The following is a 10207-nucleotide window of genomic DNA, read 5'->3' as shown; positions in this document are numbered from 1 at the left end:
TGCTGTTTGGCTTTTTTTTTCTCTCCCGTTGGTGTGGCCCGCGGTGTGGGGGGCGCGTTGCGCCCCCCCCCCCCCCGCGGCGGCTCAGCGGACCAGCAGGCCCGGGTCCTGGTCGGCGTGCGGGACGCGGACGGTGCTGCGGTCGTCGGCCAGGGACTGGATGGTGAACATCGGCACGTCCTTGGTGGCGACGGCGAGCATCCGGGCCGCGACGACCGGGCCGCCGGAGACCGTCTCCAGGGTGACCGCGAAGGTGCCGCTCAGCCCGGCCGGTTCCGGAGCCGGCAGGGCGACCGTGCCGCCCGCCGGGATCTGCACCTCGGTGCCGGCCGCGGGGGTGCCGCCGCCGGAGCCGGCCGAGGACGTCACCCGGACGGTCGCCGCCTCACCCGTCGAGGTCAGGTAGAGCGTGGACGCGCCGCCGCCCCGGTTGTCGGCGATGCTCGCGCGGGTGCCGATCGGCACCGCGCCGGTGAGCCAGGCGGCGTCCGACTTGCCGTTCGCGCCGGTGCGGTCGACCCGCAGGCCGGCCACCACCGGGGTGGGGTGCTTCTCGTCGGTGGGTGACAGGCGCAGACCGGCCACCTCGTCGCGGGTGATCTTTCCGAGGTCGACGGCCGCGACCATGCCGGCCTTGACGTGGATCGACTCGTTGCCGGCCGGGGTGAACCAGCCGTTCTTGCCGGACAGCTGGATCTTCAGGTCGGCGTCGTCGTCGGCCGGGGCCATCACCACCAGGCGGGCGGAGGAGGCGTCGGCGGGCAGGCCGGGCAGCACCTGGACGGGTGCCGGGTCGGCCGAGGCGGGCACCCAGTCGGCGCCCTTGCTGCCGTCGGCGGCGTGCAGGGCGGCGCCGATCCGGCCGCTGCGGGCCACCACCCGGACGGCGAGGTCGGCGACCGGGCCCTTGGTGAGGGTGGACAGCAGGACGGACTGCGAGGTGCCGGGGGCGAGCGTGATGCCGGTGGCCGCGTCGTTCTCGATGAGGCCCTTGTCGCCGTACAGCTTCAGGTCGGCGACCGCGGGGACGGAGCCGGGGTTGGTCAGGCTGACGTAGTCCGTCCGGCCGTCGGTGGTGCTCGCGCCGGCGAACCAGAAGCCCGTGCCGGCCGGGCCGCAGGTGACGCCGGAGAGGCCGAGGCCGCGCTGCTCGGTGACGGTGGTGGTCTGGCTGACGGTGAAGCCCGGGGCGTAGCCGTCGGTGGCGGCGGCCGTGCTGCCGGGCGCGGTGTCGCCGTTGGCGGCCGGGGCCACCACCGGGACGCCGGGCTTGGCGAGGACGAGCCGGGCGTCGGCGGGGGCGGCCGCGGCGCCCGGGACGGCCGCCGGGGTCGCGGCCGGGGTGGCCGCGGGGGCGGCCGGGTCCGCGGCCGCCGAGGGCGCCGCGGTGGGGGCGGCGGGCGGCGGGGCGATGTCGGTGACGTAGCCGGTGCCGCCGGTGGCCGTGGCGCCCGCCGGGCTGAACGCGGTGAGCGCGGTGGTGCCGGTCAGGCCCTGCAGGGGCTGCGGGCAGACCAGTGAGGTGCGCTCCACCTGGGCGGTGGTGGCCGCACCGGCGGCGACGGCGGCCTTGGCCGGCGGCCGCAGTTCGGCGACGCCGAACACCACGGCGAGCACCACGGCCGCGGCCAGCAGCGACTGGGTGGTCCTGGTCAGGCCGCCGGGCCCGCCCGACGGTGCCTCGGCGCCGGCCGGCCCGTCGGCCGGGGACGACTGCGAGGGGATCTTGAACGTGGGCTTCTTCATCGCGGGTCAGTTCCCCGATCCGTTGTGGTGCGGGTACGGCCGGCCCGGCCGGTTCGGGTCGTTCGGGTCGTTCCGGTCGTTCGGGTCGTAGTACTGCTCGGTCTCGGGCTGCTGCTGCCCCGGCACCCACGGCTGCTGCTGCTCCTGCTGCTGCTGGTACGGGTCGTAGCCGTACTGCTGCTCGGGCTGCTGCTGGTACGGGTCGTAGCCGCCCTGCTGGTACGCCTGCTGCTGGTAGCCGTCCTGGCCGCCGTACGGCGCGGCGGCGGGCTGCTCCTGCGGCGCGGCCTGGTAGCCCCGGCCGTTGGACTGGGAGGCGTCCCAGCTGTACGGGTCGGCGCTGTACGGGTCGGCCTGCTGGTAGGCCTGCTGCTGGTACGGGTCGGCGCTGTAAGGGTCCGCGTACGGATCGCCGCCGTGCGCCGCGTTCTCGGCCGCGCGCAGCGGCTCGGGCTCGCCCGCGGGCTGGGCCGGGACGGCGCCGGCCAGGCCCTCGTACACGCCGCCGTCCTCCGTGCCGTCGCCCTCGCCGCGCTCGGCCATCCGCCGGGCCCGGCGGCTGCCGGGTGCGGGGGCCTGCGCCTGGGCGGCGGCGGCCAGCGCGGCAGCGGCCACCACCTCCTCGGGGAGGTCGTCGTCGTTGTGGTTGCGGCGGCCGGGCAGGGCCAGCACCAGGACGGTCAGGCCGATCAGGAACTGGGCCCAGATCCAGCCGGTGTGCGCCATGCTGCCCTCACGGGTGACGGACAGCTTGCCGCCGGCCGCGGGGAGCTTGAAGCCCTGCGCCCAGCCGTCGACGGTGGTGGCGGTCAGTGCGGTGCCGTCGAGGGTGGCCGTCCAGCCGGGGTCGGCCTGCTCGGCGAGCCGCAGTACCCGGCCCTCGGGGCCGGCCGGGAGGGTGGTGTCCAGGTCGCGCTCGCCGGAGGGCACCGCGACCGGGAGGGCCCCGGGGGTGGTGATCACGGCCCGGGTCGCGGGGACTCCGCCGACCTGCCACAGCGCGGTGCCGCCGTCCTGGCTGACCTTCGTCAGCCCGGGGGTGGCGTCCAGTACGGCCGCGCTCCTGGCGATCATCGGGTCCTGCACCAGCACGTACGCGATGCCGTACCCGGCCAGCGCGCTCGCCTGGTCGGCGCCGGAGCCGGCCAGCAGGTCCCCGACCAGCGCCGTCAGGCCGTTGCCGGAACCACCGGTGGCGACCGTGCCCTCGGCCTGGCCGAGGGTCAGGCCGGCGCCGCGGACCAGGGCGAACCGCACCGAGGCGGCGTCCGCGTCACCGGTCAGCACGAGAGTGCGGGAGCGGTCGGTGGTGCCGGACTCCTCCGCGATGAAGGCGGGCACCTGGGCGGGCGAGGAGATCCGGCGCATCGGGCCGTCCGCACCGGTGACGGCCCACCAGACGGCGGTGCCGAGCGGTGCGAGCACCGCCGCGGCCACCACCAGGGCGGCGACCGGCTGGCGCCAGCCGAAGGCGATGCCGGCGACCCGGGCGTTGGCGCCGTCGGCGCCGATCGCGGCGGCGGCGACCAGCGCGATGCCGGTGAGCAGGGTGGCGGGGCCGGCCCAGGCGGGAACGGCGCCGCCGCCGGAGGCGGGGGTCACGCTGGTGCCGGCCACGGCGACGGCGAAGACCATGCCGGCGCCGGCCGCACCCCAGGCCGCGAGCACCGCGCGGCGGCGGTCGGCGCGCAGCAGGGCCGCGAGCGCGGCGAGCACCACGCCGGCCGACATCCACACCGGGGGGACGCCGGAGCCGCCGGGGTTGACCAGGACGAGGCCGAGCGAGGTCGCCGGGTGCCCGCTCAGGCCGGGCAGGCCGGCCTCCAGCAGCAGCCGGGACGGGTGCGAGAGCACCTCCAGCGACCAGGGCGCGAGCACCAGCACGGGCATGCCGAGGATGATCAGCACGCGCAGGCCGAGCAGCCGCAGCGCCTGGGCGCCGGAGCCGAACGCGCCACCGCGCACGACGGCGGTCACCAGCACGGCGACCAGGAGCGGAAGGGCCAGCGCCCAGGCCAGCGGCACGAAGGCGGTGACGAGGGTGAGCAGCAGGACGGTCATCCAGGTGCTGCGCCAGCCGGGCCGGGCGCCCTTGGCGGCGGTCTCGGCGCGGATGCCGAGGCCGACGGTGATGGCGGCGGCGCGGGCCAGCGGCGGCAGCAGGACGGCGAGGACGGCGGTGCCGATCCGGCCCTGTGCGAGCGCGCCGGTGGCGGCGGGCAGCAGGGCGTAGGTGGCGCTGGCCCAACCGCGGACGATCTTGGAGTCCAGCAGCGGGCGGGAGACCAGGTAGGCGCTGACCGCGGCGAGCGGGACGGCGAGGACGACCAGCACCGTGACGGCGAGGTCCGCGTGGTCGAACAGCAGCCAGGAGAACACCGACAGGACGCCGAGGTACGGCGGCGCGGTGGCGGTGGAGCCGGTGCCGACGGGGTGCCAGGCGGCGGCGAACATGTCCCACAGGCCGCCGGCGCCGTCGGCGGCCGGCAGCAGCGCGCCACCGAGCAGGTAGCCGCTGCCGAGCAGCGGGCGGCAGGCGGCCAGCGCGAAGACCAGCAGGGTGGCGAACAGGACGGGCGCCGGGCGCCGGGCGAGCTTCTTGATCAGCGCGAACTGCTCGACGACCAGGTCCTCGGAGTCCTCGTCGCCGGGGCCGGCCTCGACCGAGCCGTGCCGGCCCGCGCCCGAGTCGTCGGCGCCGCCGATGCCGAGCGAGCCGATCACGCCCTCGACGGCGAGCCGGGCGGTGGCGCCGGGGGCGGGGAAGAGCGTGCGGTCGTCGAGCGGGTCGGCGGCCCGCGTCCTGGCCCGGCGCTTGCGGGCGAGCAGCAGCCGGGGCAGCCGGATCAGCTCGTGGCCGAGGCCGGCCAGCTCGTCGAAGGCCTGCTTCGGGTCCTTGCCGACCAGGTTGGCGACGACCCGCAGCAGCGTGCCGAGCACGAGCCGCAGCAGGACGTACGGGAGCAGCAGGCCCTTGGAGTTGGCGAGCAGGGTGTAGACGGCGCCGGCCTTGTCGACCCGGTGCGGGTGGGCGGAGGCGCAGTCGATGGCCCGGCGTTCGCGGCTGGCGGCCTCGGCGTGCCGCAGGACGGCGTCGGGGGCGACCACGACGCGGTGGCCGGCGGCGTTGACGCGCCAGCAGAAGTCGGTGTCGTCGCGCATCAGCGGCAGGGCCCGGTCGAAGCCGCCGAGGTCCTCGAAGACGTCGCGGCGCACCAGCATGCCGGCGGTGGAGACGGCGAGGACGGGGCGGACCTGGTCGTGCTGCCCCTGGTCCTGCTCGCGACGGTCCAGGCCGGTCCAGCGGCGGCCGGAGCGGGCGATGCTGACGCCGACCTCCAGCAGCTGGCGGCGGTCGTACCAGCTGCGCAGCTTGGGGCCGACGACGGCGGCGGACGGCGTGGAGTCGGCGACCTGGAGCAGCCGGCGCAGCGCGTCGGTCTGCGGTTCGCAGTCGTCGTGCAGCAGCCAGAGCCACTCGACGGGCTGGGTCTCCCGGGGGCCGCCGCGGCCGAGTTCGTCCTCGGCGCCGAGCGGGTCGCCGAAGTCGTCCCAGCCGCCGGTGACGGGGTCGTAGCCGGAGGGGTCGAGGCTGTACGGCAGGTCCTCGGGGCGCAGCGGCGGGCTGTTGAAGACCGCGTCGGCGACCGCGGTGCCGAAGCCGGCCCGGCGGCTGAGGACGGTCGGGCCGCTCTCGGGGAGCCAGTCGCCGAGGGTGTCGGCGAGCAGCTGGGGGGAGGCGTCGGTGGAGCCGGTGTCGACGGCGAGGATCCGCTGCACCTGGCGGTCCTGGCCGAGGAGTCCGGCGAGGGCCTGCGGCAGCCAGCGGGCGCCGTCGTGGGAGACGATCACGGCGGTGACCAGGTGGCGCGGGTACGCGGGCGGCCTGGCAGCTGAGAAGCCGCTCTGGTGGCTGTAGACAGTCATCGAGTGCGCTGGCCCCAGTTATTCAGTGGATGCAGCCGTCAGTGGGTGCAGCCGGTGGATGCAGCCGGTTTCCGGCAGATGGTGCGCGCTGCCGCCTCGACGTTTCGTCGGTACGGGGGCGGCGGTGCGCCGGCCGGATACGTAGGCACCCGGATGGCGCACCACACTAACGGCTCTTTCCGGTGTCGGTGTCAGCGGTGTCCGCGCAGGGGTGGTCCGGGAATGCGAAAGCGCCCCACCATCCGGTGGGGCGCCGGCACATCTGATGCGGTTGTCGGCCGGGGCGCGGCCTGCGCGGGGCCGTCGGCGCCGGGGCCGCCCGTGGGCCGCCGGGCCCGTCGGGCGCTGCCCGGTCAGGGGCGCGCCCCGATCAGACCACGCTCTTCTTGAGCCGCCGGCGCTCGCGCTCGGAGAGCCCGCCCCAGATTCCGAACCGCTCGTCGTTGGCGAGGGCGTACTCCAGGCACTCGGAGCGGACCTCGCAGGCGAGGCAGACCTTCTTGGCCTCGCGGGTGGAGCCGCCCTTCTCCGGGAAGAAGGACTCGGGGTCGGTCTGCGCGCAGAGTGCGCGCTCCTGCCAGCCGAACTCCTCCTCTTCCTCCTCGATGCCCTCACCGATCAACAGCTCAAAGAGCTCGCTCATGTGGCGCGCCTCCTCTGCCCCTCTTGGCGTCCCCGTGTTGCCGCTGCTGAGTGCGGCTGAACGACACGAGTGAAATTACAGTTGCGTCACTCTGGCTCAGTCAAGCCGAGCTCTGGTATTGGGTCGAGGATTCACTCCCCGGCACCAAGCCGTTACGAATAGTGTACATATCCGGACATATGACTCTTACCGTCCGGCGTCGGTGAACCATCCGCCACCGCCTGCCCGCTGACTCGAAGTCAACACGCGCCGCGTCGATCTTGACCACCCCCCGGTAGGGGGGACGTCCGCCGGGCCGACAAGGTTTCCGGGAGACCGGCCCAGCTGCGAGGACCCGCAGGAACCGGTCATCGGGCTGCCTTCCCGGCGATCTTCACATCGAAACCTAGAGGGTGATTTATCACCCCATCAGGTGCTTCATTCGCTCTGCTACCCAGTTGTCCCGCTAGGCCGGGTTGACAGGCACGCCCCTCTTGCGGTCTCCTTGCTCGCATGTCAGAGTTCGCCGCCCCCCGGAGCCGCCAGTCCGCGCTCCGCCGTGCCGCGAGCTCTTCTCTCTGTTGTCGCCTCTGCACCTGCTGTTCCTGCTGTATCTAGGCGCCCGACGTCCCACCGCGCGCCGCCCAGGAAGCACAGAGGCCGCCCGCACTCCCGCCCCAGGAATTCCGCGGATCCGGCTGATCCCCTCCCGAACCAGCCGTCTTCCGAGGACATCCCCATGCGAATGAACCGCATCCGCAAGCGGAACCGCGACCGCAGCAAGCACGCCCGGCGCCCGACTCTCCCGGCGCCCGTCACCGTCACCCCCGCAGCGGTCACCGCCGCTCCCGCCCGTGCCTGGGCCGACGGCCTCAGCGACGTCTCCATCGCCGGCGACCCGCTGGCCTTCCCGCACCTGGCCCGCACCGACCTGCCCTCGCACCCGACCACCGTCGCCGGGTACGCGCAGCTCGTCCGCGAGATCGCCGCCGACCGCGGCCGCTGGGAGCCGAAGGTCCGCTACGACGCGCTGACCCGCTGGTACGCCCGGCTGGAGACCGGCCCCGGCTACGAGGTCTGGCTGCTCAGCTGGCTGCCCGGGCAGAGCAGCGGCTTCCACGACCACGGCGACTCCTCCGGCGTGATGACCGTCGTCCAGGGCGAACTCGTCGAGCGCTCGCTCACGCACGCGGGCGAGGGCGCCCGCGCGCTGCGCCCCGGCGGGCAGCGGGTGTTCTCCTCCGGCTACCTGCACGAGGTCGTCAACGCGGCGCTCGAACCCGCCGTCAGCATCCACCTCTACTCGCCGGGCCTGACCGAGATGCACCAGTACGGCGCGCCCGTCGTCCCCGAGATGCAGCGCACCTCGCCGAGCCCCGACCCGGCCGAGGCCCTCTGACGCTCCGTCCGTCCGGCGCCTGGCAGGATGGGCGCATGCGCATCGTGGCACTGGCAGGCGGAATCGGCGGAGCGCGCTTCCTGCGCGGCCTCAAGGAGGTCATCGCCCCCGAGGACGAGATCACCGTCATCGGCAACACCGGCGACGACATCCACCTCTTCGGACTCAAGGTCTGCCCGGACCTCGACACCGTGATGTACACCCTCGGCGGTGGCATCCACGAGGAGCAGGGCTGGGGCCGGGCCGACGAGACCTGGTCCGTCAAGAACGAGATGAAGGCGTACGGCGTCGGGCCCGAGTGGTTCGGGCTCGGCGACCGTGACTTCGCCACCCACATCGTCCGGACCCAGATGATCGCCGCCGGCTACCCGCTGAGCGCCGTCACCGAGGCGCTCTGCGACCGCTGGCAGCCCGGCGTCCGGCTGCTGCCGATGAGCGACGACCGGGTGGAGACGCACGTCCGGATCACCGACGAGCAGGGCCCCCGGGTGGTGCACTTCCAGGAGTACTGGGTCCGGCTGCACGCCGCCGTCGACGCCGAGGCGATCATCTCGGTCGGCGCCGACGCCGCGAAGCCCGCGCCCGGCGTGCTGGAGGCCATCGCCGCGGCCGACGTGATCCTGCTGCCGCCGTCCAACCCGGTGGTCAGCATCGGCACCATCCTCGCGGTGCCGGGCATCCGGCAGGCCGTCGCCGCGGCCCCCGCCCCCGTGGTCGGGCTGTCGCCGATCATCGGCGGCGCACCCGTCCGCGGCATGGCCGACAAGGTGCTCGCCGCGGTCGGCGTCGAGGCCGCCGCCGACGCGGTGGCGCTGCACTACGGCTCCGGCCTGCTGGACGGCTGGCTGGTCGACACCGCCGACGAGGCCTCGGTCGCGGCCGTCGAGGCGGCCGGCATCGCCTGCCGGGCGGTCCCGCTGCTGATGACCGACACCGACGCGACCGCGGCGATGGCCCGCGAGGCACTGGCGCTCGCCGAGCAGGTGCGCGGGTGAGCCTGCACGTCCTGCCGGTGCCGGGTCTGCCCGAGATCGACGCGGACAGCGACCTCGCCGAACTCATCGCCAAGGCCGGGACGTTCGAGGACGGCGACATCCTGCTCGTCACCTCCAAGATCGTCAGCAAGGCCGAGGGCCGGCTGCTGCACGCCGCCGACCGCGAGGCCGCCATCGACGCCGAGACCGTCCGGGTGGTGGCCCGGCGCGGGCCCGCCCGGATCGTCGAGAACCGCAACGGCCTGGTGATGGCCGCCGCCGGGGTGGACGCCTCCAACACCGCCCCCGGCACCGTCCTGCTGCTGCCCGAGGACCCGGACGCCTCCGCCCGCGCGCTGCGCGCCCGCCTCCAGCAGCTCACCGGCCTCCGGCTCGCCGTCATCGTCACCGACACCTTCGGCCGGCCCTGGCGCAACGGCCTCACCGACGTCGCGATCGGCGCCGCCGGCCTCGCCGTCCTGGAGGACCACCGGGGCCGCACCGACACCCACGGCAACGAACTCGCCCTCACCGTCACCGCCACCGCCGACGAACTCGCCGCCGCCGGCGACCTGGTCAAGGGCAAGGCCACCGGCACACCGGTCGCCGTCGTGCGCGGCCTGGCCGGCCTGGTGACCACCGAGGACGGCGACGGCGTGCGGCCGCTGATCCGGGCCGCCGCCGACGACATGTTCCGGCTCGGGACGTCCGAGGCGCTGCGCCAGGCCGTCACCCTGCGGCGGACGATCCGCTCCTTCACCGCCGAGCCGGTCGACCCCGCCGCCGTCCGCCGCGCCGTGGCCGCCGCCGTCACCGCGCCCGCCCCGCACCACACCACCCCGTGGCGCTTCGTCCTGCTGGAGAGCGCCGAGGTCCGCACCCGGCTGCTGGACGCCATGCTCGCCGCCTGGCAGCGCGACCTCGCCGAACTCGACGGCTGGGACGCAGCGAAGATCGCCCGCCGCACCGCACGCGGCAACGTCCTGCGCGACGCCCCGTACCTGGTCGTCCCCTGCCTGGTGACGGAGGGCTCGCACGCCTACCCCGACGCCCGCCGGGCCGCCGCCGAACGGGAGATGTTCACCGTCGCCATCGGCGCCGCCGTCGAGAACCTGCTGGTCACCCTGACCGGCGAGGGCTACGGCTCCGCCTGGGTGTCCTCGACCATGTTCTGCCGCGACACCGTCCGCACCGTCCTCGACCTCCCCGACGACTGGGACCCGATGGGCGCGGTCGCGGTCGGCCGCCCCGCCGAACCCCCGCGCGAACGCCCGGCCCGGACGGCGGACGCGTTCATCGCGGTGCGCTGAGGCTCCGCCGGGCCGCGGCGGTCGGATCGTGCGGCAGCCGTCCCTCCGGGACGAGCCCGCTGGTCGCCGACCCGCCACGGGCGCTGCGCGCGCACGGACCGAGCGGACGACGTACTTCACCTGGCGTGCCGGCGGCGCGTCCTGCGGGTGATCACGTGATTCCGCCGGCCTCGCGGATGCTCGGTGCCTCGGGCATGCCGTGAACGTGCGCCTGCCGGTGCGCACCGGG

At 75.1% G+C, this 10207-nt stretch carries 6 protein-coding genes; 3 read left to right on the top strand and 3 right to left on the bottom strand.

Annotated elements, in window-relative coordinates:
• Positions 1–84: 84 nt before the first annotated feature.
• The 3 genes from ACFUK0_RS24825 to ACFUK0_RS24815 all read right to left on the bottom strand — a co-directional run bounded on the left by ACFUK0_RS24825 (position 85) and on the right by ACFUK0_RS24815 (position 6316).
• Positions 85–1746, bottom strand: coding sequence for a DUF5719 family protein (locus ACFUK0_RS24825; protein ID WP_380253788.1), 1662 nt, complete (start codon positions 1744–1746; stop codon positions 85–87).
• 6 nt (positions 1747–1752) lie between these two features.
• Positions 1753–5673, bottom strand: coding sequence for a glycosyltransferase (locus ACFUK0_RS24820; RefSeq protein WP_380253786.1), 3921 nt, complete (start codon positions 5671–5673; stop codon positions 1753–1755).
• A gap of 370 nt (positions 5674–6043) precedes the next feature.
• Positions 6044–6316: a WhiB family transcriptional regulator gene (locus ACFUK0_RS24815; RefSeq protein WP_380253784.1), complete on the bottom strand. Its 273-nt coding sequence runs from the start codon at positions 6314–6316 to the stop codon at positions 6044–6046.
• Positions 6317–7034: 718 nt separating this feature from the next.
• Between ACFUK0_RS24815 and ACFUK0_RS24810 the strand changes: the two genes are divergently transcribed.
• The 3 genes from ACFUK0_RS24810 to ACFUK0_RS24800 are packed head-to-tail and all read left to right on the top strand — an operon-like array spanning position 7035 to position 9978.
• Complete coding sequence (locus ACFUK0_RS24810) at positions 7035–7694, top strand: cysteine dioxygenase (RefSeq protein WP_380253782.1); 660 nt, start codon at positions 7035–7037, stop codon at positions 7692–7694.
• A gap of 35 nt (positions 7695–7729) precedes the next feature.
• Positions 7730–8689: a 2-phospho-L-lactate transferase gene (gene cofD, locus ACFUK0_RS24805; protein WP_380253780.1), complete on the top strand. Its 960-nt coding sequence runs from the start codon at positions 7730–7732 to the stop codon at positions 8687–8689.
• Positions 8686–9978 (top strand): coenzyme F420-0:L-glutamate ligase, encoded by a 1293-nt coding sequence (locus ACFUK0_RS24800; RefSeq protein ID WP_380253778.1) that lies wholly within the window; start codon positions 8686–8688, stop codon positions 9976–9978. The genes cofD and ACFUK0_RS24800 overlap by 4 nt, the downstream gene beginning before the upstream one ends.
• Positions 9979–10207: the final 229 nt, after the last annotated feature.

Origin of the sequence: Kitasatospora sp. NPDC057223, from assembly GCF_042669755.1 — a bacterium.
Lineage (GTDB): Bacteria > Actinomycetota > Actinomycetes > Streptomycetales > Streptomycetaceae > Kitasatospora.
Note: the sequence above shows the minus strand (reverse complement) of the source record. Positions and strands in the feature narration are given on the sequence as shown.

What these genes read in the sequence shown, in the direction of transcription:
- ACFUK0_RS24825 (WP_380253788.1), bottom strand. Translation starts at nt 1,746, where the DNA reads ATGAAGAAGCCCACGTTCAAGATCCCCTCGCAGTCGTCCCCGGCCGAC.
- ACFUK0_RS24820 (WP_380253786.1), bottom strand. Translation starts at nt 5,673, where the DNA reads ATGACTGTCTACAGCCACCAGAGCGGCTTCTCAGCTGCCAGGCCGCCC.
- ACFUK0_RS24815 (WP_380253784.1), bottom strand. Translation starts at nt 6,316, where the DNA reads ATGAGCGAGCTCTTTGAGCTGTTGATCGGTGAGGGCATCGAGGAGGAA.
- ACFUK0_RS24810 (WP_380253782.1), top strand. Translation starts at nt 7,035, where the DNA reads ATGCGAATGAACCGCATCCGCAAGCGGAACCGCGACCGCAGCAAGCAC.
- cofD (WP_380253780.1), top strand. Translation starts at nt 7,730, where the DNA reads ATGCGCATCGTGGCACTGGCAGGCGGAATCGGCGGAGCGCGCTTCCTG.